Raw genomic sequence first — 24,461 nt, 5'->3', positions numbered from 1 at the left:
TTGAGGACAACCTCTTCCTCGACAAGGGCGTTCTGGCCACTAACGCACAGCTGGTCGACCGCGCCGTCACGGTAATCGAAAACCTTGGTGCCAAGATCATCGGCCCCGCCGCCGTCCGCGAAAAACTCAACCTCACCAAACGTGCCCCGATCGCGAAATGACTCAACGAGTTGTGATCACCGGCGGGGCCTCAGGCATTGGTCTGGGGCTAGCCCGTCGTTTCGCTGAACGTGGTGACCGCATCGCAGTCTGCGATGCGGATGCCGCTGCGATTGAAACCGTTAAGGCAGAGTTTCCGGATTTCATCACAATGCAGGCGGATGTCACAAGCGAAGCTGAAATGGGTGCCTTTCTCGGGCATGTTGAATCAAAATGGAGTGGGGCAGACGTGGTTTGCGCCAATGCCGGAACCGGTGGTCCGGCCGGGTTGATCGAGGATCTGGACTATGAGGCGTGGAAAGCCTGTGTTGGTGTGAATCTTTTTGGCAGCTTTCTGACGTGCCGTTGGGCTGCGCGGGTGATGCGAGCGCAGGGGAATGGTTCGATAATCATCACCACCTCGACAGCTGGGCAGTGGGGCTATCCCTATCGGTCCCCCTATGCGTCGGCGAAATGGGCATTGGTTGGATTGACCAAGACGTTGGCGATGGAACTGGGTCCTGCAGGCATTCGCGTTAATGCCATAGCTCCGGGTGCGGTGGAAGGGGACCGGATGGAACGGGTGTTGGCGAATGAGGCGGCGGCGTCGGGCAAAGACATCGAAGAGGTGCGCCAACAATATGTCAAAGGTGTCAGCCTGCGTAGTTGGGTCAGCGCGGATGATCTTGCCGACATGGCGCTGTTTCTGACATCACCTGCGGCCAGTAAAATTTCGGGTCAGGTGATGGCTGTGGATGGTCACACGGAATCGCTGGTTTGATGTTGGTACGTCATCGACTCACAACTTTGCTGAGCTGTGCCGGGTTGTCGCTTATGGCAGCTTGCGGCGATGACGCAACTGGTTTCCGGGATGCGAATGTTCCACTGGGTGTCACGACGCGCGGCACAACAGCGGATGTTTCCGGCGAATGGTTTGTACGTGCAACCACCCCCGGCAACGAAGATCTGCAGCGGGTAAACATATTGCCGGAGCGGCAAGGCATCCCTGCGGTCGAACTGGTAAGACGCACTTGCGAAAGCAATGGCGACTGCGAGGAAGTCGGAGAAATTTGGCGTGCGAAACCTTTGGGCCAGCATCGATGGCGAATCCAAAGCCCGCAGGGTGATGCCGCGCGCGAGCTATGGGTGGTTTGGGTGGACGAAGGATTTCGCACCGCTGCCATCGGGACGCCCGACGGCAGCTATGGCTGGATTCTGGACCGTGCACCCACGGGGGGATCGGACCGGGTCACTGCAGCACAGGAAATCCTGGCCTTCAATGGCTATGATGCAGCCCAGTTGGTGACCCGATGATCAGGCACGCTCAATCCGGCATTGGTAGCAATTGTTTGACGCGCTTCGGACATCGACAAAGGCAATCTGTGAATTTTCCAACAGGTTTCGCGCGTAGTCGGCAATCTTGGGCGTCTCAACGACTTGGCCTGTGCCATACAATATACGCTCATCAGCCGTATAGCCACGCACAAGATATTGAGGCGAGCGGAGAATGTTTGGTGCTGTCTCAGAGGGTGGGTAAGGTTCGCAATCCTCTGCACAAAGAAACAACGGCCCGGTTTCCGTGTAAGCATTTACCCCCTCAAAAGGCCGCCAGGCCAGTGTCAGATACTCTTCACCATGCGGCGTTTCTCCAAGGCAGTGACGGCAAGGCCAGGCATCACCGTCCGAGGTGGCGTGGTCAAAAGGTAGGCCATAGGCATCCTGACCTAAAACTTTGGCAGCGCGGACCGTATTGGTGGGCAGCCCAACGAATTGAATTTTCATTTGCGATCTCCTGTTTTTCAGCCAGCATGGCGCGGCCAATGGCAGCAGGCGATCCGAAACATGCGCAAAGGATGATGCGATGACAAAGACAGCAGCGATTATTGGCGGTGGTGTGATTGGCGGAGGCTGGGCCGCACGATTCTTGCTAAACGGTTGGGATGTAAATGTCTTTGATCCGGACCCAGAGGCGGAGCGCAAGATTTCCGAGGTGATGGCCAATGCGCGCCATGCCTTGCCGATGCTTTATGATTATGCGCTGCCCGCTGAGGGTAATTTGCGATTCTGCAGCAGCATTGCTGATGCCGTGACGGATGCTCAGTGGGTGCAGGAAAGCGTCAGTGAGCGTCTGGAGCTCAAGCACAAGGTTCTGGCAGAAGTGCAGAGCGCAAATGCCAGCGTCCCGGTGGGCTCTTCGACATCTGGTTTCAAGCCGTCCGAGCTTCAGGAAGGCGCGCGGGTTCCGGGGCAGATCATGGTCACCCACCCGTTTAACCCGGTATATCTTTTGCCCTTGATCGAGGTCGTGCCGTCCAAGGTGACCTCAGAAGAAGCTATTGAAAACGCAAATGAAATCCTGAATTCGATTGGCCTTTATCCGCTACGCGTGCAAAAAGAAATCGATGCCCACATTGCCGACCGCTTCCTTGAGGCGGTGTGGCGCGAGGCGCTGTGGCTAGTCAAGGATGGGATCGCTAATACCGAGGAAATTGACAATGCCATTCGTTATGGCTTTGGCATCCGTTGGGCGCAGATGGGGTTGTTTGAAACCTACCGAGTAGCAGGCGGAGAGGCGGGGATGCGTCACTTCATGGCTCAGTTTGGCCCGGCGCTGAAATGGCCATGGACCAAACTGATGGATGTGCCGGAATTCACCGATGAACTGGTTGATATGATTGCCGATCAGTCCGATGCGCAGTCGGGCGGCCTGACTATTCGTGAGTTGGAGCGCAAGCGCGACAACAATCTGATCGCGATGATGCGGGCTCTGAAACAACAGGGTAATGCTGCCGGTCGACTGATCAATGATCACCAAGAAACTTTGCGTCCTGTGCTGGAAGATACAGCGCCGCTGATCACAATTAACCGTTCAATTCCAGTGGATTGGACGGATTACAACGGTCACATGAACGAAGGGCGATATGGCCAAATCTTCAGCGATGCGGCTGATGCAGTGATGAACCACGTGGGTGCAAATGCCGAGTACATCAAGGCCGGGAACAGCTATTTCACCGCTGAAACCACGATCAAATACCTGATCGAAAGCCATGCAGGTGAACAGGTGCGGGTGGAAAGCCGGATCACGCTAGGTGAAGGGAAAAAGCTGCGCTGTTTCCATGAAATGAAGCGGGAAAGTGATGGTGAACTGCTCGCGACCTGCGATCAATTCATGCTGCACGTCAATCTGGAAAGCCGCAAATCCTGCCCACCGCTGGATCATGTGAAAGACAAAGTAGAGTCCTTAGCGAAGCTGCACGCCGAGGCCTGAATTTACGTGCAACTTGTAAAAGCTGTACGCGGGTTTTGTACAAAACTCGGAAACTGAGAATATCGAAAATCAGCCGTCCTGAGGGCGGCTGATTTTCCCGTACCATCGGGCGGCAGGTGCCGAGGATAAGCCGTGGAGCAAGGCACTGATCCAAACGGCGTTTGCGGCGAGCATCAGCAAGCCGTGACCGGCGTCTTCGGGCAATTCGTGCAGAACCAGAAGTGCGAACAACGCTGTCGCCAATCCGCGCGGCCCGAACCAGCCGAAGAATAGCCTAGTTACTGGTGTTGCATCTGTGCCGATGAGCGAAATCCAGATGGCCAATGGGCGGACAACGAATAGGCTGACCATGATGGCAAGAAACATTGGCCACGTCAGATTTGAAATCGCCTCCGGGACCAAACCCGCACCGATGAAGAGAAAGGCCGCCCAGGTCAAAAGCTGGCCTTCGCCCTCGGCAAATTCATAGACGAAGGGACATTGACCTTGCACCTTGTGGCCAAAACAGAGCCCGGCGACAAAGGTTGCAATAAACCCATTCCCACCGACGTAGTTGGCCAAAAGATAGGCACCGCCTGCGATCGCAAGCGTTGCTGCCCCCTCATAGGCCTCAGTCGTGGTATTGTTCGCTTTGGCCTTGAGCAGTGCGATGCCAGCCACGGACCCGACAATTGCCCCGACGAGAGGGCCAAGTGTGATCTGCTTCAGACCGAACATCAGCCATTGACCCGCGCTACCTGAGCTGACCTCGATCGCGACCAGTGAAGTGAGCATCAAGATGATGGGAAGCGCCATGCCATCGTTTAAACCGCTTTCCACAGTGAGCGCCCGGCGGTCGCGTTCAGGGACAGCGGTGTTTGAAACAACAGCCTGACCCAAAGCCGCATCTGTTGGTGACAGCACAGCCGCTGCCAAACCGATCATGGCGAGCGGCCATGCGGGTAAAATCGCGTAGAATGCAAGTGTGCCAAAGATAATCGCGAGCGGAAGGCCAATAAGCAACATCCGTTGAGGCCAGATATGGCGGCGCTCGAGCGCTTTGAAATCGGTTTTCGCAGCATCGAGGAACAGAACGACCACAAGGGCAAATTCGGCCAGGGGATGCAGGAAATGGTTAATTTCGGTCGTCGAGAGAGCACCGCTGGTCGCTAGTATCGCGCCGAGCGAGATGAAAATGATGGGCGCGGTGATCGGGGTTTTTGACAATCGCTCAGCCATGAGGCCGTAAGTGACAGCGGCGATACAGATTATTATACCGCCGATCATGTGATAAATGCCTTAGCCGCGCGCGTCATAAGTTATCTTCCCGTTGCAGATGGTCAGGGCGATACCAAGGTTGGCTAGATCGTTGGGATCGGTTGCTTCGATATCGCCTTTTAACATCACAATATCAGCATCATAGCCCGGTGCAAGCTTGCCTTGGTGGTCTTCGCGAAACCCCAGCCAAGCGTTTAGGGCGGTATAGGATTCAAGCGTTTCCATCAGGGTTTGGCTTTGGTCCATCCAACCTTCGCCCAGATCAAGGGGGGCGACGGCGCATTGGATATTGGCCATGACATCCACCGGCACAACGGGCCAGTCGGTGGAAAAGGTCAGGGCAATGCCAGCGTCGCGAATACGCCGCCACGCACAGAAATGGCTGTATTCATGGGTGAAAAGGATGGTGTCGGGCTCGATCGGTTCAAAGAACCCGGCGAAAGGTGCATGGCGCGGCTGCATCGAGGCGACGATTGCAAGCTCTTTGAGGCGGGGAAAATCCTGATCGGTGATCAATTCGATATGTTCGATCCGGTGGCGGGCATCGCGCGTGCCGTTGATTTTTGCGGCGGCTTCATAGCCGTCGATGGTGCGGCGCACGGCCAGATCACCTATGGCATGCGTGCTGATCTGCAGGCCCATGGCATCGGCCTTTATGCAGGCTTCGTTGAAATGATCTTGGTCAAACACCGCCTCGCCGATATTGTCTGGGGTGTCAGGGAAAGGTCGGGTTACAAGGGCGGTTCGGGATTCAAGCACGCCGTCCATGAACATCTTGACCCGACCGGACCAGACCATTTCGGAATTGTACTTGCGGTGCAGTTCTGCCGCCTCGTCCAGTCGTTCAACAGGATCGAAGTTCTTGAGGTGGAAAGGCACCTGGATGCGGCACTTGAGTTTGCTTTCTTTTTCCAACTCGCTGAGCAGTTCCAACATGTAGTTGTTGCCGTCCATGTTGTGCAGCGTGGTGATGCCGTGAGAGGCGCAGTGATCAAGCCCCTTGAGCAGGAGGTCCTTGTCGGCGGCGCGTTCTTCGGGTGTTGCCGGTGGAACAGGATCTGCGCCGGTGACATAGCCCAGCATGTCGCGCCCGCCGGTGCGCGACAGCGCCAGAACCGGGCCAAAGGCGCCGGTTTCATGTAGGACACCGCTGGCAAGGCCATCTTCGCCCATCACAACGGTGCTGCCTTGGGGCATTTCTGCGCCATTCAGCAACCCGGCCTTTTCCAATGCCGCGCTGTTGGCCCAGACGGTGTGCACGTCAGCGCCTAAGAGGGCGAAAGGCCGGTCAGGCAGGATGTCATCCAGTAGGTGACGGGGGTCTTTGTCGACGCCGATGAACAGGTCATAGAAAGCCCCAGTGCCCAAAACGAGCGGCTCGTCCGGGCGGGCGGTGGCATAGTCGATAACATCCTGACGGATATCCGATAGGTGTGTTTTGCCGCCGACGGGCAGGAAATCCAGCTCGGCCGAGCCTTGGAAAAGATGCACGTGGCTGTCGATGAAACCGGGCAGAACGGTGCCGCCCTCTGCGTCAATCATTCGGGTGTTGGGGGTCATTAAAGCTTTGATCTGATCATCGGTTCCGACTTCGGTGATCTTTCCGCGTGTGATGGCAATGGCTTGCGCCCTTGGGCGGTTGGAATTCATCGTCAGTATGCTGGCGTTCACAATGATCAGGTCGGGTGACGGCATGGTGCGGCCCTTCGAGAGTTTTCAATAATTTAAAGCATGAAACGTCAGGCAGTTGGCTGTCAACAAATGTCAGGTGTGAATGCAAGCGATATAGAAGCCATCCATGCCGCCGTGATCGGCCCAGTAATCAGGCCGCAGGCGCAGGCCGCCTTCCTCGGTGATCCACGCAGGGTCTATGCCGGCGAGGGCGAGGGCGTCTTGGTCGACTTTCAGGTTCGGGGTGCGTTCCAGCAGCTCTTCGATCTGGCATTCGCCCTCGTCCGGCAAGAGCGAGCAGGTGCAATAGACCAGCCGCCCGCCGGGTTTTAGCAGGGTCAGGGCGTGGTCGAGCATTGCGGACTGGAGCCCGATGAGTTCGCCAAATTCTGATCCATCCTTGGCATAGGGCAGATCGGGGTGGCGGCGGATGGTGCCGGTGGCGGAGCAGGGGGCATCAAGCAGGATGGCGTCGTACGCGCCTTCGTGTTCCAGCGCATCGCCTGCAATCAGGGTGGCGGTGAGGCCGGTGCGGGCGAGGTTTTCCTGTACACGTTCGAGACGGCGTTCTGAGACATCCAACGCGGTGACGTCGGCTCCGGCGGCGGCGAGTTGCATGGTTTTGCCCCCCGGTGCGGCGCAGGGATCAAGAATTTTTTCGCCCTTTTGCGGGTTCAGGATCTGCGCGGGCAGGGCGGCGGCGGCGTCTTGCACCCACCAATCGCCGGCTTCAAAGCCGGGCAGGGCGGAGACTTGACCGGCATCATCAAGCCGGATGGATCCACTGGGCAGCAAGGTGCCACCGGTGGCTTTGGCAACAGCTTGGGCGTCGGATTTCGCAGTGAGGTCCAAGCGCGCGCCCGCAAAGTGGACCTTTTCAATCGCGTTGATCACGCCATTTCCGTAGCCTTGAACCAATGGGTCACGCAGCCAGCCTGGCATGCGGGGGATACGCAGGTCTTTCCATGGCTTGCCCGCATCCCCGGCCATCTTGCGTAGGACGGCGTTGACCAGCCCCTTTTGTTTGCCGTAGCGCGGGTTGCGGCTGACCAGGCCGACCAACTCGCTGACCACGCCGTGGGCGTCGCCGCCGGTGCAGAGCTCGACCGTGCCAAGACGCAGCGTGTTCATCACATGCAGGGCGGGTGGTTTGCGCAGCTGGCGATTGAGCAGACGATCGGCGCGGTCCAATCCGCGCAGGGTTTCGGTGGCGAGACGTTGTGCGGTGGCGCGCTCGGACGCGTTGAGGCCCTTGAAAGTACGCTCGTTGGCAATTTCGGACATCAGGCGGCCTTCGCCGATGATCTGATCCAGCAGGTAAACCGCGCTGCGGCGGGCAGAGGGCCGGGAAGATGTCATGCTATTGTCCTTGGCGTCGGGTCAGGCGTGGCCTATATCAGGAGGGCCCAAACAAAGGAAGCCCAGCTATGGAAGCTGAGAAAAAAGACCTGCCCCCTGCCGCCATTCGTGCCTTGGCCGAGGCGGAAGAGCGCCGCAAGCAGGCCGAGGCGATGGATCTGCCCAAAGAGTTGGGCGGGCGCAAGGATGGGCCGGAACCTGTCAGATTTGGCGATTGGGAGAAAAAGGGGATCGCGGTCGATTTCTGACCCGCGTGATTAGCCGTCGTTCAGACCCAGCACATCCAGCATGTCATATTCACCGGGCTTCTTGCCAAGACCCCAAAGTGCGGCCTTGAGCGCACCGCGGGCAAAGACCGCGCGGTCGCTGGCGACGTGGCGCAGGGTGATGCGTTCGCCGGGAGCGGCAAAAAGCACGTCATGTTCACCAACGATGTCGCCGCCACGGATAGCGTGAAAGCCGATCTGGCCGCGGGTGCGGGCCCCGGTGATGCCGTCGCGGCCCCGGTCTGCGGCCTCATTCAGGGAAACACCGCGGCCTTCGGCAGCGGCTTCGCCCAGCATCAGGGCGGTGCCTGAAGGCGCATCGACCTTTTGATTGTGGTGCGATTCGATGATTTCGATGTCGAAATCTTCGTCCAGAGCGGCGGCAACCTTTTTGGTCAGTTGGGTGAGCAGATTGACGCCAAGGCTCATGTTGCCAGCACGCACGATGATAGCGTGACGGGCAGCGGGTTTAAGGGCTGCAAGATCCTCATCCGTCATCCCAGTGGTGCCGATGACATGCACGGCGCGAGCTTGCGCGGCGAGATTGGCGAACTCAATCGTGGCTGTTGGGGCGGTGAAATCGATCACGACTTGTGCCTTTGCAAAAGCTTCCAAAGGATCATCGGTGACGGTCACACCAAGCGCACTGCCACCCATGCATTCACCCACATCGCGGTCAACCCAGTCATGACCTGCACGCTCGACAGTGCCAACCAGTTGGGCGCGGTCGCTTTGAGTGATGGTTTGAATCAGCATCTGACCCATACGGCCAGAGGCGCCTGTGACCACAATCCCGGGCAAATCAGTCATCGCGTGTCTCCTTTGCGCTGAAAGGTTCCTCTTAGCGTGATGATCATCGCTTGGCAAAGCCCGAGTTAGGCACTAGATGCACCGCATGGGAAAGAACAAGTTTCATGATGGCCCCGGACCGTCGCAGCGGCAGCTGCGGGTGGGGGAATTGATCCGGCGGACGCTGTCGGATGTGCTGGCGCGTGGCGATATCCATGACCCGGATCTGAACCGCATGTCGATCACCGTGGGTGAGGTGCGAATCTCACCGGATCTGAAGATTGCGACGGCTTATGTTTTGCCGCTTGGTGGGACCGGGCAAGAGGATGTTGTGGCCCTGCTGGCGCGCAATAAGGGCGAGTTGCGCCGGATCATCGGCAAGAAGCTGGCGTTGAAATTTGCGCCGGATCTGCGGTTTCGGGTCGATACGACCTTTGATCAGATGGATGAAACCCGCCGTCTGTTTTCGCAAGACGATGTGCTTCGCGATACCGAGGAAGAATAGCGCAATGCGCTGGCGATTGGCATTGGCGATGGTGGCAGGCTGGTTCGCAAGCCCGGCCATGGCCGTTGATTGTGATGTAATGCAGCACGACGGGCGTGACTACAGCGTTTGCAAGGTCGATGTTGCAAACGAAGAGCTGCGGTTGTTTTTGAACCACCCTGAAACTGGCGATGTGTTAGGCAGCTTTGGTAGTGTCGATGCGCTGGTGTCAGGTCAGGGCAAGGTGCTGCGTTTTGCCATGAACGCCGGGATGTATCATCAGGATCGTAGCCCGGTGGGGCATTACGTTGAGAATGGTGAAGAGCAGATGCACATCATCGCCTCGGCCGGGCCTGGAAATTTTGGCCTTTTGCCGAACGGGATCCTTTGCATTCAGGATGGGGCAGCGCTGGTGTCTGAAACCAAGCAGTTTCAGGCCGAACAACCCGAGTGTCGCTTTGCTACGCAATCCGGGCCGATGTTGGTGATTGACGGTGAATTGCATCCACGGTTCCTGCCAGACAGTGACAGCCGCTATGTACGTAACGGGGTGGGCGTTTCGGACGGTGGGAAAACCGCGTGGTTTGTGATCTCGCATGCGCCGGTGACGTTTCACGAAATTGCGGTGTTGTTTCGCGATGAATTGAAGACGCCACAGGCGCTTTATTTCGACGGCAATATCTCAAAGCTCTATGCGCCGGATCTGGGGCGGCATGACGGCGGCTTTCCGATGGGGCCGATTGTCGGGGTTGTGTCCCCGGCAGAGTGATTGACGTAGTGCGCGCTGATTGATAGCCCGCGTGTTCAAACTTTAGACGTGGAAAAATCTATGGGACGTAAACGCAAAGGGCGTGTTATTTCGGGCTGGCTGGTGGTGGATAAACCGGCGGGCATGACCTCGACCTCGGTGGTGAACAAAGTGCGCTGGGCGTTGCAGGCCAAGAAGGCGGGGCATGCGGGCACGCTGGACCCAGAGGCGACGGGGGTTCTGGCCGTGGCTTTGGGCGAGGCGACAAAGACGGTGCCTTATATCACCGATGCGTTGAAGGCATATGAGTTTTCGGTGCGACTGGGGCAGGCGACGAATACCGATGATGCCGAAGGCGAGGTGATTGCCGAGAGCGATGCGCGCCCGGATGATGAGGCGATCAAGGCTGAGCTGGGGGCGTTTTTGGGCGACATCATGCAGGTGCCGCCGAAGTTTTCTGCGGTCAAGATTGACGGCCAGCGAGCCTATAAACTGGCGCGGGATGGCGAGGATATTGAGCTGACAGCGCGCCCCTTGTGGGTTGAGGAGCTGGTGTTGAGCGACCGCCCTGATGCGGATCATGCTGTGCTTGAGATGACCTGCGGCAAGGGGGGATATGTCCGGTCCATTGCGCGGGATCTGGGGCAGGCGCTGGGCTGTCATGGTCATGTGCAGTGGCTGCGCCGGATCTGGTCGGGGCCGTTTGAGGCCAAAGATGGGCTGAGCATCGAACATATTGATGCGATGGCGCATTCGCCTGAGTTAGACACGTATTTGCGTCCATTGGAGGAAGGACTGGCCGACCTGCCGATGGTGAATTGCACGCCCGAAGGAGCCGCAAAGCTGCGCAATGGCAACCCCGGCATGGTGTTTGCATCGGACGTTGAATACGGTGATGAGTGCTGGGCCGCGTTGGATGGGCAGGCCGTGGCCGTGGGCCGGTTCAAGGCCGGTGAACTGCATCCCAGCCGGGTGTTTAACACCTCAACAGAGGGCTGAGAATGACCGCGCCGCAAGAACAGCATGATCCCGGCGGCAAGGTTCGCCTGAAACTGCCTGATGGCGTGATCGGCGGCGCGCGCTTTTCCGACTGTGGAAAATACCGGCAGGCGCTGACGCGGGACTGGACGGCAGAGGGGGCACAGGCGCGCACCATTTTGTTCATTGGCATGAACCCGTCAGTGGCCGATGCAAGCGTGTCGGACCCAACTTGCCACCGCGAATTGGATTTCGCCCGGCGCTGGGGATTCAACCGGTATCTGAAAGGCAATGTGCTGGACTGGCGGGCAACCTCGCCCAAGGATCTGCCGGTGGATCCGGCAGAGGCCTGTAGCGCCGAGAACATCCCCTATCTGCAGGGCATGGCGGAAGAGAGTGAGCTGATCGTGCTGGCCTATGGCAAGCTGCACAACCGTTACCAGCCGGTGATTGATGAGGTGGTGGCGGGAATGCGCAGCACCGGCAAACCGTTACGTTGCTTTGCACGCAACAAGGACGGATCCGCCAAACACCCGCTGTACCTGCGCAAAGATGCGGAATTGATTGATTATCTCTGAATGGGAGAGGAGGACTCTGGGGCCAACTTACGCTTTGCGCACAATTCGGACATCCAACATTTGAGAGAAAATGTAGGCTTCTAAAAAAGAATCAAGAATGTGCTAGTCTTCGTCTCAAACGGAAATGTGGGACACAGTAATGACAAGCCGACAACAGCAACGGGTAATTGTAATTGGGGCAGGCATGGCCGGTTTGATGGCGGCGGCTGTGCTCGCAGATCAATTTGCTGAGGTCATAATCATTGAAAAGGATGATCTACCGCGCACGCCTCAAGTTCGAAAAGGAGTCCCTCAAGGCGCACACGTACATACGTTCCTTGGATATGCAGTTAAAGCCATGGAGGAGTTTCTGCCAGGTATCATGAGCGAACTCTATGAGGCGGGCGCCGTTCAAATTCGCAGAAACAAGGATATCTGGTTCCACGATGCCGCTGGCCCTACCCCAATTCGAGATGTGGGTATCCTAACACCGTCGGTAACTCGGCCTTTGCTGGAACACGTAACACGCCAGCGTGTTCTGGCGTTGCCAAATGTATCAATCAAGGAAGCCACTCGATTTACGCAGTTTTGCACTGATGGTAATGGCGATGTGTCTGGCGTGAAAGTTCAAACGGGTGACATCGGTTCTGAAATCAGTTCGAACCTAGTCGTTGATTGTTCCGGTCGTGCTACGACTCTGCCGCGTTGGCTCGTCGATCACCGTTATGGAGACGTCGAAAGTCAGGAACTGGGCATCGGCATGTCGTACACGTCTGGGTTCTTCCAACCACCGCCTGATCTGACAGATGATACTTGGGCCTGCCTAATGCTTGCAATACCGCCTAATACTCGCGCGGCCTATCTAACACCCGTCGACGGCGGGCTTTGGCTTGCGACCATGTATGGCAGAGGCGGCGACATGGCGCCACGCGAGGCAGAAGGATTCGTTGAATGGACGAAGGGTCTAGCCCACCCCATCATCCACGAAAAGTTGAGCCGTGCCAAACCGGTTTCCGACTTTCGCTCCTACAAAATCCCAAAGGGTTTTTGGCTTCGCTATGACCGAATGGAACAGTTTCCAGGGGGGATTATTCCCATGGGTGAAGCGGTGACTAGCTTTAACCCGATGTATGGACAAGGCATAAGCTTGTCCGCAGGCCAAGCGCGGGCAATGCGTTCCGCTTTGGCCGGTGGTTTGGATCGTCTCGCGCAGCGATACTTCGAAGCATCTGAGGCGCTTAATCAAGTTGGTTGGTCTGTCATGGAAACCCGTGATCTAGAACACCCAAGTACGGTCGGAGAGCGCCCCGCAGATATCGAAGACCGTTGGAAGATGGGAGCGGCAATCCGAAAACTGGCTGAGGCGGATGCCGAAGTTCACCGCTTAAGTGTAAATGTTACTCACTTGTTGGAATCTCCGAGTGTGCTGCTACGAGAAGACATCGTTGAACGCGCCCAAAAACTCGTCAACTAGGAAGGTTCCTTAGGAGAGCAGACGTTTGTAGGGCATGCAGCATTGAACAATTTGGGCTCGGAGCAGATTTTCGTTGAATTTCATCACGTAATGAAGAAGGCGGCCCGATGATAGGGCCGCCTATACCAGCTGCTGTGCTTAGCGCCTTACTCCAAGCTCTCTTGAAGGGCGGTGACGATGGCGTCGCCCATTTCTGAGGTGGAAATGGGGGTGCCGCCTTCGGCGCCGAGCAGGTCACCAGTGCGCAGGCCTTTGGCCAGAACTGCTTCGATGGCTTGTTCAAGGCGGGTCGCCTCGTCGCCCTGGTCAAAGCTGTAGCGCAGGGCCATGGCGAAGCTGAGAACACAGGCGATTGGGTTGGCTTTGCCTTGGCCAGTGATGTCTGGGGCGGAGCCGTGGACGGGCTCATACAGCGCCTTGGGGCGGCCGTTGGCCATTGGCGCACCGAGAGAGGCCGAGGGCAGCATGCCGAGCGAGCCGGTCAGCATTGCGGCGCAGTCGGACAGGATGTCGCCAAACAGGTTGTCGGTGAAGATCACGTCGAACTGTTTGGGCGCGCGCACTAGCTGCATTGCACCGTTGTCGGCGTACATATGGCTGAGCTCCACCTCAGGGTAATCCTTGGCCACGCGGGTTGTGACCTCGCGCCACAGAATACCGGATTCCATGACGTTGGCCTTTTCCATCGAGCAGACTTTTTTACCGCGACGCATTGCCAGCTCGAACGCGGAGCGGGCGGCGCGCTCGATCTCGGATTCGGTATAGCGTTGGGTGTTGATGCCGACGCGCTCGTTGCCTTCCTCGAAAATACCACGAGGCTCGCCAAAGTAGACGCCCGAGGTCAGCTCGCGCAGGATCATGATGTCGAGGCCGGCGACGATGTCTTTTTTCAGGCTGCTGAAGTCGGCCAGCGCGTCAAAGCATTGCGCAGGGCGCAGGTTGGAATAAAGATCCATTTCCTTGCGCAGGCGCAGCAGGCCGCGTTCGGGTTTGACCGAGAAATCCAGATCGTCATATTTCGGGCCGCCAACGGCACCAAGCAGAACCGCGTCAACTTCTTGCGCGCGGGCCATGGTGTCGTCGTGCAAAGGCACGCCGTGGGCGTCATAAGCGGCACCACCAACCAGATCTTCGCTGACGTCAAACTTTAGTCCACGGTTTTCACCGAACCAGTTGATGACCTTGCGAACCTCGGCCATGACCTCGGGGCCGATGCCGTCACCGGGAAGAATGAGAAGGGTATTGGTGCTCATGGGGAATCCTTGTCGTCGCAATGGTTTTGCAGGGCCTAGCGCGAAGCCTTGGAAGGGTCAAGGAATGTGGGGTTTTATGCGGTCAATCGAGCGCAATATCGACCCAAACCAGCCGGTGACGGCTGGCGGTGAGGGCGGTTTGACCTTCAGGGGTGGTTTCATCGGGCCAGTAGACGCCTGATGCAGTGACGCGCAGATCGACAGAGGGCAGGATGTAGTCAACGCGCATGGTGTCCAGTTGAGGCCAATGAACCGTGTCCAGCATTGGGTCACCGTATTGTCCGGGTTGCGTAGAAATCGGGAAGCTGCGCTGCGGCGCCGGGTCTTGCAAACGAGGATCTTTCAGCAGGGATTGAATGGCGCGTTTGCGCCCCTCGCTGTCAACCGGGTCAAGATTTGCGTCGCCGATGATGATGAAGCTGCCTTTGGACACAGCGCCGAATGCGCCATCAAGGTAGTGCTGCCAGAACCGAATTTCGTCATGGTTGCGCCTGCCATTACGATCTTCGGGGCCATCGAACACAGGAGGACTGGCATGAAAAGCCATCAGGTTCAGAGTTTGCTTGCCAACAGTTATCGGGACTATCCAGTGCGAGACGTAGGACAGGCGTTGGTGGTTTCGAACCTTCGTTGGCATATCGGGCAGCAAAGCATCAGGAGTGTCTTTCCAGAGCATGGCCGAGAAATCCTGAATCGGCTCTCTCTGGATGGGAAAGCGTGACAGAATAGCCATACCGCTTTGACCGGAGAATTCCCCATAGCTTTGCGCATCTTTGGGTCCGCCGGTGTGCCCGTCCAAATTCATGTTAAAGGTGGTGTGCATCCCAGTATTGGGCTGGGAAGCAAAGATATGCGGATAGTGCACGCCTGCTGCCGTCAGGGTGGCGTTGAAGGCTTTGAGGGCGCACAGCTCAAGATCGTAGTCGACCGCTTGCAACAGCAGGATGTCTGGCTGGTTTCTTGTGATGACCGTTGCGACGGCGGCGACTTGCGGGTCGTTCCCCCGTAGAATATCACGCAGCAAAAGCCCGGGACCGTTACGGGAGAGGTCGGTGTTGTAGGTTGCTATGCGGACCGAGTCTGCCGATGCTGAAGTGCAGCACAACAGAAGTGTAAGGATTGTAAGGCAAAAGCCGATCAGGCGCTTTGCAAGGCCTTGGCTTCGGTTTGTTGGGCGTAGGCGCGGCGACGTTTTTCCTCGATCAGCTCGGCGATGCGGCTGATGGCGATGCCGCGCATCAGAAGGCTGGCGGGAAGGAAGGCCCATGCTGTCATTGTCCAAATCAGCGTCTGTGGATGGTTCAATGAAAGCGGATCGATCGTGCTTGAGGCTGCCTTCACCGCGACCGGAATCAAGAATGGCAGCAAAAACCCTAACACAAGGTTAAGGGTTGCATCGCGTTTCAGGCGTTCCAGCACATCGCCACGGGTCGGGTCGAACAGCGGCAGGTTGATCCAGACGTTGAAGGCTCCTCGGCGAACCGGCCAGTCAAACAAGCGGACCATCGACAAGAAGACGAACATCATAGTGAAAGACACCATGTAAGAGATGCCTGCAGCCGTACGGACCAGAGCAATTGTGTGGGCATCTGTGTCGCTAGGAAGCATTAAAACGACGAGGCGTACTGGCGAATAAGGGAAATCCATTGCCCGACCAAGGCCGTCACCAACTGTGGTGATCATAGTGGTCCAACCCGTCGGGTTGGTTTGCCCCCGCAGAATCAGCGAAAGCAAAATGACCGTGATAAACAGCGCGCTGAACTTCAGCCGGTTGACGGGAGCGGCAAAACGAAAGTCTATAAAGCTGGGGAAGCGCCCGTAATATTCGATGAATGTGAGCACAGATGCGAGGATGGCGAGAACCACGACAACCTGTGCTGTGTCAGTACGGGTATTCACTAAAAGCAGTGAGGGCGTTGCAATCAACAAGGCCACCAGCATGGAACGCAACAATGCACTCATTAAACGTGGAATCACTGCCCGTTTCCCTTCGAACTGGCTTGCCGCATAGCACGTTTGTGCCACTGTCCCATTTTGTGCGTGCCACAATTGGCGGCTACTATGTTTCTCGGTCAAGTTTGCTTACTTTCGCTTTTCGGCTCAAGACTTTGATAATAAAGACTTCAGGTTTTGGGCGAATCGATGAACAGCCTGGTGCGAGAATGCATCAATTTAGGTACAGAAATGGGGCAATCTTGTGTTGGCCTACCTCATGTGGTGGTTGAGTGTCATTGGAGCCCTAATATTGATGGTGGATTAGGGTGCTGGAGCGCAACATACTGTTTCCGAGAGAATGCCGTCAACAAAACACCGCCTGCGGGCGAGCAGGCGGCGATTTTTCGCGTATCGTGAAATTCAACCTAAGGAATCAGACCCAGGGGCGATGCGTGCCGTGGTGGTCTTCGAACGCATCAATGTGCGTTTCTTTTTCCATAGTCAAACCGATGTCATCCAACCCGTGCAGCAAGCAATGCTTTTTGAATGCATCAACTTCGAAGGCGATAACTTCGCCATCCGAGGTGGTGATTTCCTGAGTTTCCAGATGCACGGTAATCCGCGCGTTTTCACCTTTTCCTGCATCTTCCATGATTAAATCGACATGATGCTGTTCTAGGACGATAGGCAAAATGCCGTTCTTGAAGCAGTTATTGTAAAAGATGTCTGCAAATGAGGTCGAGATCACACATTTGATACCGAAATCCGCAATGGCCCAAGGAGCGTGTTCGCGCGATGAGCCACACCCGAAGTTGTCACCAGCAACCAGAATTTGCGTATTCCGGTACTGAGGTTTGTTCAAAACAAAGTCAGGCAATTCGTTGCCTTCGCGATCATAGCGCATTTCGTCGAACAGGTTCACGCCCAGACCTGAGCGTTTGATGGTTTTCAGGAATACCTTTGGGATGATCATATCCGTGTCGATGTTGACCAAAGGCATGGGCGCGGCGATGCCGTGCAGCTTTTCGAATTTGTCCATTCTATCGTCCTTTCCAGAGCGATGATTAAACAGAAACACCTGCTGGTCGGTCAGACCAGCAGATGTTCTGATGAGATTGGGTTTGAGAGCCTAAGGCGTTTATGCAATCACGTTTGCGGTTACGGCCCAAAGGCTCATCAGGCTTACGAAAGCAACGATTGTCGGCAGTAATACACGTACCATGGTTAGTCTCCTTTCCGGCGCTCCAAACAGGTTGAAGTGCGGTGCGTGCCGCAGCAGAATGCCGCGGCTGAGACTGACATGGTGACGCCAACAGCCCTGCAAAAGAGGGCTGTGCTACACGTGTCATCACTGTGGGATCAGCTTTCGTGAACATGACGTTGCGTTAGATCAGATCGCGAATATCGGTCAGATGCCCGGTCAAAGCAGCAGCGGCTGCCATGGCGGGGCTGACCAAATGGGTGCGGCCTTTGTAACCCTGACGTCCCTCGAAATTGCGGTTCGAAGTTGAGGCGCAGCGCTCGCCCTCGGACAGCTGATCAGGGTTCATCGCCAGACACATGGAGCAGCCGGCCAAACGCCATTCAAAGCCCGCGTCGCGGAAGACATCGGCAAGGCCTTCTTCCTCGGCTTGAGCACGAACTAGGCCCGAGCCGGGTACGACCATGGCACGCATGCCGTCTTTGACCTTTTTGCCTTTCAGCACTTCGGCGGCGGCACGCAGATCTTCGATCCGGCCGTTGGTGCAAGAGCCGATAAAGACAGTGTCGATCTCGATGTCAGTCAGTTTCTGACCGGGAGTCAGCCCCATGTATTCGATCGAGCGGCGGGCCGCGTCGATCTTGCCGCCTTCGAAATCTTCGGGGCTAGGGACCGATGCAGTGATCGGCAGGACGTCCTCGGGCGAGGTGCCCCAGGTCACAACCGGCTGGATGTCTTCGCCTTTGATGGTGACGACCTTGTCGAAGTGAGCACCATCTTCAGTGAAAAGGGTTTTCCACCAGTTCAGGGCCGCTTCCCATTGTGCACCCTTGGGGGCATGTGCCCGGCCTTTGACATAGTCATAGGTGGTTTGGTCTGGCGCGATCAAGCCAGCGCGTGCGCCGCCCTCAATCGCCATGTTGCAGACGGTCATCCGACCTTCCATGCTCAGCGCCTGAATGGCCTCACCACAGTATTCGATCACATAGCCAGTGCCACCAGCCGTGCCGGTTTCACCGATGACGGCAAGAGTGATGTCTTTGGCGGTCACACCGGGGTTCAGTTGCCCGGTGATTTCGACCTTCATGTTTTTCGATTTCTTCTGGATCAGCGTCTGCGTGGCCAGAACGTGTTCCACCTCGGACGTACCGATGCCGTGGGCCAGCGCACCAAAGGCACCGTGGGTTGCGGTGTGGCTGTCGCCGCAAACAACGGTCATGCCGGGCAGGGTCCAGCCTTGCTCGGGGCCGACGATGTGCACGATGCCCTGACGGACGTCAGACACCGGGTAGTAGTGAATGCCAAAATCCTTGGCGTTCTTGTCCAGCGCTTCGACCTGAATGCGGCTTTCTTCGTTGTCGATGCCTTTTTCACGGTCCAGCGTGGTGGGCACGTTGTGATCTGGCACGGCGATGGTTTTTTCCGGCGCGCGGACCGGGCGGCCTGCCATACGCAGCCCTTCAAAGGCCTGCGGGCTGGTGACTTCGTGAACCAGGTGCCGGTCAATATACAAAAGACAGGTGCCGTCATCAGCCTCGTGAACGACGTGGGCATCCCAGATTTTATCATAGAGTGTTTTGGGGGACATGGGTCCTCTCCGATTTATTCAGTGGAATTCAGGTGTGACAAAGATGGCCAGATTTTACTCTGAGCCTTATAGGCAAGCCAGAATGGTCAGAGTCGCGCCAAAAAAGCGCCAAGGCAGGCGCGCGCGGTCATCCATGTCAATAATCCGTGTCATAAAGATCAGATACAGATGGCAAGTGAGTCTATCAAGGGCTCAGATGCCAGTTTTTCTTGGTTTTGCTCCGTGCGGCATTGTCGAGCGAAGGGACTATCGTCTACTTGCAGCGTAGCAAAACGATAAAGAACAGCCCGCCGATCAGCCCTGTGACAATTCCGATGGGCATGTCTTCGGGGGCGATGACAGTGCGGGCGGCGATATCGGCCCAGAGCAGGAAGATCCCGCCAATCAGAGCAGAGACAGGCAGAACGCGGGTGTTACCGCCCCCCACCAGCAAGCGGACGATGTGCGGGACCATCAGGCCGACAAAGCCGATGAGACCAGAAAAGGCGACCATCACACCGGTGATCAACGCCCCGAACACAAAGACGGCAAGGCGAAAGCGGGCCACGGGGATGCCGAGCGTGGAGGCGGTTTCATCACCAACGGTCATGGCGTTGAGTTTGGGGGCTTGCAGCCAGAGCCAAGCGCCGCACAGCATCAGGATCACCAGCGGGTAGATCAGATGCGACCATTGCGCGAGGCCCAACCCTCCAAGCATCCAGAACACCACCGTATGGGTCGCCCGCGGATCGCCGAGAAAGATCAGGATATTCGCACCGGCCATGATGATGAACGACACGGCCACACCGGTGAGCACCAGTCGATCCGCGGTGGTGGACGCTGTGAAATGGGAAACGGTCAAAACCAAGATTGTTGCCGCAAGCGCGCCGAAAAAGGCCAGCAAGGGCACGGTTAAAAGGCCCAGAAACAGCCCGGTATGCAAGAGCGCCAGAATGGCACCAAACGCCCCACCTGATGAGATGCCTAGAAGGTGCGGATCGGCAAGTGGATTGCGGGTGACAGCCTGCAGCGAGGCCCCGACAATGGCCAGCCCGGCCCCGACCATCACTGCCAGTAGGGCTCGGGGGAACCGGATTTCCCAGACGATGGCAGCGCGGCCCTTGGACCACGTTGGTTCGCCCACATCAAAACCGATCTTATGGAAGAACACATCCCAGACGGTGGCAATGGGCACGGCAACCGCACCCACTGAAATGGCAAAGGAGAGGGACAACCCCAAGGCAATGAGACACCCAAAGGTGACCAACCACAAGGGCATAGGTTGGTGAGATTGTCCCCTTGGCATTATTCGCCCCAGAACCCTTGGGCGAGCTTCTGAACTGCCTTGATGTTGCGCGGGCCGGGGGTGGCCTCGACATATTCCAGAACGACGAAGCGGTCATTCTTTACTGCGTCGATATCAGCGAAAGCGGGGTTGTTCATCATGAAGGCGCGTTTTTCTTCGGCGGTGACATTGCCGTAGTTTACGATCACCACAACCTCGGGGTTGCGTTCGACCACCTCTTCCCATGTGGCGGTCGCCCAGCTCTTTTCAAAATCATCCATGATGTTCTTGCCGCCTGCCGTTTCGATCAGGGCGGTGGGCATGGCATAGCGCCCGGCAGTAAAAGGTGTGTCTTCGCCGCTGTCATAGACAAAAACCCGAAGAGGGTCGGCGCCGGTGTTCAGGGAGGCGGTGAAGTCTGCCAGTTCGGCCTTATAGCCATCGATCAGTTCGGCGGCCTTGTCTTCGACAGCAAAGATTTTGCCGAGATTCATCAGGTCGTTGTACATATCATCCATGCTGACCTTGGCTTTTTCGCCGATGTGGATGCAGCTTTCGGTCAGCTCATAGACCTTGATATCAAACGGGGCGAGGGTTTCGGGCGTAACTTCGCCCCCGACTTTCATGCCATAGTTCCAGCCGGCGAAGAAGAAGTCGGCATCGGCCCCGACCAGAACCTCTTTGGACGGGTATTTGGCGGACAGCTCTGGCAGGGCGTCGATGCCATGGCGCATTTCTTTGTCCAGCGTTTTCCAGCCTGAAATGCCGGTGTAGCCCACCATGTGGTCGGCAAGGTCCAGAACCAGCATCATTTCGGTCAGGTTCACATCGTTGGAAATGGCGGCCTTGGGTGGCGTGTCAAAACTGACCTCGCGGTCACAGCTTTGAACGGTGGTTTCAGCCAGAGCCGATCCGGCGATGATGAACAGGCCGAGCGCGAGTGCGGAAGTTTTCATTGGAGTTCCTCTAATGGAGAAGTTGTAGGTGGGAGTTGATAAGACAGGTAGGGTTTGCGGCTGATGCTCAGTTCTTCGCGTCGGGCGTGGACCTGAAAGGTGTCCGCGACGATGGCATCCTGAAGCACGTCATCAGGATGGCCAAAGCCCTGTGGGTGCCCGTTTTTGAGCACGAGGATCCGGTCGCAGATGTCGCTGGCAAGGTTCAGATCGTGCAGCGACGTGATGATGGTCAAGTCCAATTCGCTGATGAGCTGCAGCACCTCGAGCTGGTGGCGGATATCGAGGTGGTTGGTCGGTTCATCCAGCACCAGAATTTGCGGCTCTTGCGCCAGTGCACGCGCCACCATGACGCGTTGGCGTTCACCGCCTGAGAGGGTGGAGAGGCTACGCCCGGCCAGATTGTGCAGCCCCAAGCGATCTAGCGCTTTGTCGATCATTTGCGCATCATGTTGCCCGGGACGGGCAAAGCCGTGGCGATGGGGCACCCGTCCCAAGGCGACGATTTCGCGCACGGTCAGGGCAAAATCAGTGGGCTGTTCTTGCAGAACTGCAGCGACCTTGCGCGCCACTTGTCGGGGCGGCAAAGTGTTGAGTGCGTCACCGTCAATCAGGATCTGTCCGTTTAAGGGCCGATGGAAGCCGTAGATCAGGCGCAGCAGAGTGGTTTTGCCCGCGCCATTGGGGCCGACCACGCCCATGACCTGCCCGGCTTTCAGATCAAAACTGGTTTCATCCAGCAAGAGCGGGCCGCGTCGGTTGGGGCCGAAGGTGACTTGATCGACCCTGAGTGATGCGGCGGTCATGAGACTTTCTCCAAGCTGTCTTGCAACGCCTGAAAGGCCGCGGGTATCCGGGCGAGGGTGGTTTTGCGCAGCTTGCCTGGGCGATCCAGCGAGCTGCACCAACCGTCTTCAAGCGCCGCGTATTGTTGTGCGAAACTGATCAGGTCGGCGATGTCGTGATCGGGTTCTATATCGCCAAAAAGATATGTCGCTTTGTTTTTGCCGTGATAGGCCACGGTACAGGGACGGCTGCACCCGGCCATACAGGCCACGCCAGCGACATCGAAGTTTTCGGACATATCACCACCAGCCGTCGTAAATGCCGCACGCAAGTGTGCGATCAACTCATACCCGGGGCGGTCTGTTTCGCCCTTGTGGCGACAAGAGGTGCAAACCGTAATGCGGTGAGAACAGGGTTGGGTCATCATTTGCTCCACGATTAGTCGGGGAGGAATGGAAACCTGCTATGTTTGCGGCAAAAGCCGAATAAGCCATCTTGGCCTCCGTCCTGGGCGCCCCGCCCGGGTTGAAGTTGCGTTTCGATGGCAGGTCTCCTGACTCGCGGCTTGTGGTCCCACCCGACCTTCCCAGGTTTTCACCCAGTGGTCATTCGGGGGGCACACCGCTTACAGTTGCGGGGGCAGTCGTGGAATTGGCGCCTAGTAGGCTACACCGCACCACGTTCCCTTTTCATCCCGGTTTGCGCTGTACGCCCGGGAACCATCGGCGAAATCAATCGGCCGATCCGCTGTGAATGTCAATCGAATTGCGTCGAGTTGTCTTTTGCAATGGGTGATTTGTCGAGAAGGAGGCTTAAACCACGACCTCTTGTTTGTCCTGTGCACCGACGTTGAACACTTTCTTATAACGTTCGATTTGATCGGTGGGGCCCATAGCCTTGTTGGGGTTATCTGAGAGCTTGACGGTGGGGCGTCCGTTGGCCTTGACAGCTTTGCACACCAGACTGAAGGGCAAGAGGGCGTCATCCGGGGTCAGGCCGCGGAAGTCATTGGTCATCAGCGTGCCCCAACCAAAGGAGGTTTGAACCCGGCCTTTGAATTGATTGTGCAGCTCAATGATCTTGGCGGTGTCCAGTCCGTCAGAGAAGATCACTCGTTTCTGAGTTGGATCTTCGCCACGGGATTTCCACCAGTTGATGGCGACCTCGGCCCCGGTGGCAGGGTCACCGCTGTCGATGCGGATGCCAGTCCAACTGGCCAGCCAATCGGGCGCGTTATCAAGGAAACCCTTGCTGCCATAGGTGTCTGGCAGGATGATGCGCAGATTGCCGTCGTGCTCGTCATGCCAATCTGACAGAACGTCATAGGGGGCTTGAGCGAGCGCGGCGTCATCTTCGGCCAGTGCGGCATAGACCATCGGTAGTTCATGCGCATTGGTGCCGATCGCCTCAAGGTCGCGGTTTTTCGCAATTAGACAGTTGGAAGTGCCGGTGAAATTAGATCCCAACCCTTCGGTCATCGCCTGCACGCACCAGTCCTGCCACAAGAAGGAATGCCGCCGCCGGGTGCCAAAGTCAGCTAGTTTGAGCCCCTCAACTGGGCGCAGTTGGTCGACCTTTTCCCACAGCTTGGTCATAGCGCGGGCATAAAGCACCTGCAGCTCGAACCGTTTCATCTGGTGCAGCACGGCACGCGAGCGCAGCTCCATCAGCACAGCGAGAGCGGGGATTTCCCACAGCATGACCTCTGGCCAGGACCCTTCAAAGGTAAGTTCGTATTGTCCATCGCGTTTTTCGAGATTGTAGGGTGGCAGTTTCACCTGCTCGAACCATTCCATGAATTCAGGCGTGAACATCTGGCGTTTGCCGTAAAACGTGTTCCCGCGCAGCCATGTGCTTTCGCCGCGGCTGAGCGACAGCGAACGGATATGGTCGAGTTGTTCGCGCAACTCGCCCTCGTCCACCAGTTCGGCCAAACGGATGGATTTGCTGCGGTTGATCAGGGAAAACGTGACCTGCGTGTCTGGTTTGTTGCGAAACACCGACTGGCACATAAGCAGCTTGTAGAAATCTGTATCGATCAAAGACCGGACAATCGGGTCGATCTTCCATTTGTGGTTCCACACACGGGTGGCGATGTCGACCATTGGGGCCTCCGGGGATCTTGCGTTCAGATTGTTAAAGCAAAGCGGGCGACAAGAGACAAGGGGAGGGTTTTTCCGGCGATCTGCACAAAAACTGCTGATCTGCTGAGACGTTTCTGCGGTTTGGGGTGGGTATTCAGGAGGCAGAGCAGTTTTGAGCAGTGAAAGGAAAATCTCATGAAACTCTACCTTGTGCGCGGTGTACCCCGGAAATTGCAGCAGGACGGTTGGTGGATGGACGGTGATTTGGCACCGACTGACCGCCTGGCACCGAGTGAGAGCAAGTTGGAAGGGTCATTATTTTCCCGCCTGTGTCAGTTTGTGTCCGGGCATTGATTGGCGGCTGTGGTTCAGACAGAATGCCGAAAAGACTAAGAGCCGGGGACA

General features: G+C 57.0%; 26 protein-coding genes and 1 riboswitch. Of the genes, 11 read left to right on the top strand and 15 right to left on the bottom strand.

The window, feature by feature from the left end:
- From ROA7450_RS17305 to ROA7450_RS17295, 3 genes are all read left to right on the top strand, one after another.
- Nucleotides 1-161, top strand: a 161-nt coding sequence (locus ROA7450_RS17305) for a 3-keto-5-aminohexanoate cleavage protein (protein ID WP_200812980.1), incomplete at its 5' end; no start/stop codon positions are given.
- A complete protein-coding gene (locus ROA7450_RS17300) occupies nt 158-919 on the top strand; it encodes an SDR family oxidoreductase (protein WP_085807202.1) in 762 nt (253 codons plus the stop codon). The genes ROA7450_RS17305 and ROA7450_RS17300, both read left to right, overlap by 4 nt.
- Nucleotides 919-1,452: a lipocalin family protein gene (locus ROA7450_RS17295; RefSeq protein ID WP_085807201.1), complete on the top strand. Its 534-nt coding sequence runs from the start codon at nt 919-921 to the stop codon at nt 1,450-1,452. The genes ROA7450_RS17300 and ROA7450_RS17295 overlap by 1 nt, the downstream gene beginning before the upstream one ends.
- Here ROA7450_RS17295 and ROA7450_RS17290 read toward each other — a convergent pair whose 3' ends face one another.
- The gene (locus ROA7450_RS17290; RefSeq protein ID WP_085807200.1) at nt 1,453-1,920 is read right to left on the bottom strand and encodes a DUF1203 domain-containing protein; all 468 of its coding nucleotides are present in this window, start codon (nt 1,918-1,920) and stop codon (nt 1,453-1,455) included. It lies immediately after the preceding gene.
- 79 nt (nt 1,921-1,999) lie between these two features.
- Here ROA7450_RS17290 and ROA7450_RS17285 point away from each other — a divergent pair, with 79 nt between their 5' ends.
- Entirely contained in the window at nt 2,000-3,406 is a 1,407-nt protein-coding gene (locus ROA7450_RS17285) for a carnitine 3-dehydrogenase (RefSeq protein WP_085807199.1), read from the top strand.
- A gap of 69 nt (nt 3,407-3,475) precedes the next feature.
- Here the strand turns inward: ROA7450_RS17285 and ROA7450_RS17280 are convergent, their stop codons facing one another.
- The 3 genes from ROA7450_RS17280 to ROA7450_RS17270 form a co-directional block, all read right to left on the bottom strand.
- Nucleotides 3,476-4,672: a cation:proton antiporter gene (locus ROA7450_RS17280; protein ID WP_085807198.1), complete on the bottom strand. Its 1,197-nt coding sequence runs from the start codon at nt 4,670-4,672 to the stop codon at nt 3,476-3,478.
- A 12-nt stretch (nt 4,673-4,684) separates the two neighbouring features.
- Nucleotides 4,685-6,358, bottom strand: coding sequence for an amidohydrolase (locus ROA7450_RS17275; protein WP_085807197.1), 1,674 nt, complete (start codon nt 6,356-6,358; stop codon nt 4,685-4,687).
- Nucleotides 6,359-6,427: 69 nt separating this feature from the next.
- On the bottom strand, nt 6,428-7,693 hold the full coding sequence (locus ROA7450_RS17270; RefSeq protein WP_085807196.1) for an RsmB/NOP family class I SAM-dependent RNA methyltransferase: 1,266 nt from the start codon (nt 7,691-7,693) through the stop codon (nt 6,428-6,430).
- Between the two features lie 68 nt (nt 7,694-7,761).
- Here ROA7450_RS17270 and ROA7450_RS17265 point away from each other — a divergent pair, with 68 nt between their 5' ends.
- Nucleotides 7,762-7,941 carry a DUF1674 domain-containing protein gene (locus ROA7450_RS17265; RefSeq protein WP_085807195.1) on the top strand — a complete coding sequence of 60 codons (180 nt, stop codon included), beginning with the start codon at nt 7,762-7,764 and terminating at the stop codon, nt 7,939-7,941.
- Nucleotides 7,942-7,950: 9 nt separating this feature from the next.
- Here ROA7450_RS17265 and dapB read toward each other — a convergent pair whose 3' ends face one another.
- A complete protein-coding gene (gene dapB / locus ROA7450_RS17260) occupies nt 7,951-8,769 on the bottom strand; it encodes a 4-hydroxy-tetrahydrodipicolinate reductase (RefSeq protein WP_085807194.1) in 819 nt (272 codons plus the stop codon).
- A gap of 85 nt (nt 8,770-8,854) precedes the next feature.
- Here dapB and rbfA point away from each other — a divergent pair, with 85 nt between their 5' ends.
- From rbfA to ROA7450_RS17235, 5 genes are all read left to right on the top strand, one after another.
- The gene (rbfA, locus tag ROA7450_RS17255) at nt 8,855-9,253 is read left to right on the top strand and encodes a 30S ribosome-binding factor RbfA (protein ID WP_085807210.1); all 399 of its coding nucleotides are present in this window, start codon (nt 8,855-8,857) and stop codon (nt 9,251-9,253) included.
- 4 nt (nt 9,254-9,257) lie between these two features.
- A complete protein-coding gene (locus ROA7450_RS17250) occupies nt 9,258-10,001 on the top strand; it encodes a phosphodiester glycosidase family protein (RefSeq protein WP_085807193.1) in 744 nt (247 codons plus the stop codon).
- Nucleotides 10,002-10,061: 60 nt separating this feature from the next.
- Nucleotides 10,062-10,979, top strand: coding sequence for a tRNA pseudouridine(55) synthase TruB (gene truB / locus ROA7450_RS17245; protein ID WP_085807192.1), 918 nt, complete (start codon nt 10,062-10,064; stop codon nt 10,977-10,979).
- 2 nt (nt 10,980-10,981) lie between these two features.
- The gene (locus ROA7450_RS17240; RefSeq protein ID WP_085807191.1) at nt 10,982-11,536 is read left to right on the top strand and encodes a DUF1643 domain-containing protein; all 555 of its coding nucleotides are present in this window, start codon (nt 10,982-10,984) and stop codon (nt 11,534-11,536) included.
- A 139-nt stretch (nt 11,537-11,675) separates the two neighbouring features.
- Complete coding sequence (locus ROA7450_RS17235; RefSeq protein ID WP_085807190.1) at nt 11,676-12,989, top strand: NAD(P)/FAD-dependent oxidoreductase; 1,314 nt, start codon at nt 11,676-11,678, stop codon at nt 12,987-12,989.
- Between the two features lie 146 nt (nt 12,990-13,135).
- Here ROA7450_RS17235 and leuB read toward each other — a convergent pair whose 3' ends face one another.
- From leuB to pncB, 10 genes are all read right to left on the bottom strand, one after another.
- Nucleotides 13,136-14,242, bottom strand: a complete 1,107-nt coding sequence (gene leuB / locus ROA7450_RS17230; protein ID WP_085807189.1) for a 3-isopropylmalate dehydrogenase — start codon at nt 14,240-14,242, stop codon at nt 13,136-13,138.
- 82 nt (nt 14,243-14,324) lie between these two features.
- Nucleotides 14,325-15,347, bottom strand: a complete 1,023-nt coding sequence (locus tag ROA7450_RS17225) for an endonuclease/exonuclease/phosphatase family protein (RefSeq protein ID WP_306372436.1) — start codon at nt 15,345-15,347, stop codon at nt 14,325-14,327.
- Nucleotides 15,348-15,379: 32 nt separating this feature from the next.
- On the bottom strand, nt 15,380-16,204 hold the full coding sequence (locus ROA7450_RS17220) for a hypothetical protein (protein ID WP_234999576.1): 825 nt from the start codon (nt 16,202-16,204) through the stop codon (nt 15,380-15,382).
- Nucleotides 16,205-16,610: 406 nt separating this feature from the next.
- Nucleotides 16,611-17,216, bottom strand: coding sequence for a 3-isopropylmalate dehydratase small subunit (gene leuD / locus ROA7450_RS17215; RefSeq protein WP_085807187.1), 606 nt, complete (start codon nt 17,214-17,216; stop codon nt 16,611-16,613).
- Nucleotides 17,217-17,562: 346 nt separating this feature from the next.
- Nucleotides 17,563-18,966 (bottom strand): 3-isopropylmalate dehydratase large subunit, encoded by a 1,404-nt coding sequence (leuC, locus tag ROA7450_RS17210; protein ID WP_085807186.1) that lies wholly within the window; start codon nt 18,964-18,966, stop codon nt 17,563-17,565.
- A 253-nt stretch (nt 18,967-19,219) separates the two neighbouring features.
- Nucleotides 19,220-20,224 (bottom strand): FecCD family ABC transporter permease, encoded by a 1,005-nt coding sequence (locus ROA7450_RS17205; protein WP_234999575.1) that lies wholly within the window; start codon nt 20,222-20,224, stop codon nt 19,220-19,222.
- A gap of 26 nt (nt 20,225-20,250) precedes the next feature.
- On the bottom strand, nt 20,251-21,186 hold the full coding sequence (locus tag ROA7450_RS17200) for an ABC transporter substrate-binding protein (RefSeq protein WP_085807184.1): 936 nt from the start codon (nt 21,184-21,186) through the stop codon (nt 20,251-20,253).
- Entirely contained in the window at nt 21,183-21,992 is an 810-nt protein-coding gene (locus ROA7450_RS17195; RefSeq protein ID WP_085807183.1) for an ABC transporter ATP-binding protein, read from the bottom strand. The genes ROA7450_RS17200 and ROA7450_RS17195 overlap by 4 nt, the downstream gene beginning before the upstream one ends.
- Entirely contained in the window at nt 21,989-22,396 is a 408-nt protein-coding gene (locus tag ROA7450_RS17190; protein ID WP_085807182.1) for a DUF1636 family protein, read from the bottom strand. The genes ROA7450_RS17195 and ROA7450_RS17190 overlap by 4 nt, the downstream gene beginning before the upstream one ends.
- A gap of 102 nt (nt 22,397-22,498) precedes the next feature.
- Nucleotides 22,499-22,711: riboswitch (cobalamin riboswitch) on the bottom strand.
- Nucleotides 22,712-22,784: 73 nt separating this feature from the next.
- Nucleotides 22,785-24,077, bottom strand: coding sequence for a nicotinate phosphoribosyltransferase (gene pncB / locus ROA7450_RS17185; RefSeq protein ID WP_085807181.1), 1,293 nt, complete (start codon nt 24,075-24,077; stop codon nt 22,785-22,787).
- A gap of 174 nt (nt 24,078-24,251) precedes the next feature.
- Here pncB and ROA7450_RS21060 point away from each other — a divergent pair, with 174 nt between their 5' ends.
- Nucleotides 24,252-24,410 (top strand): hypothetical protein, encoded by a 159-nt coding sequence (locus ROA7450_RS21060; protein ID WP_159454093.1) that lies wholly within the window; start codon nt 24,252-24,254, stop codon nt 24,408-24,410.
- Nucleotides 24,411-24,461: the final 51 nt, after the last annotated feature.

Origin of the sequence: Roseovarius albus (assembly GCF_900172335.1) — a bacterium.
Lineage (GTDB): Bacteria > Pseudomonadota > Alphaproteobacteria > Rhodobacterales > Rhodobacteraceae > Roseovarius > Roseovarius albus.
Note: the sequence above shows the minus strand (reverse complement) of the source record. Positions and strands in the feature narration are given on the sequence as shown.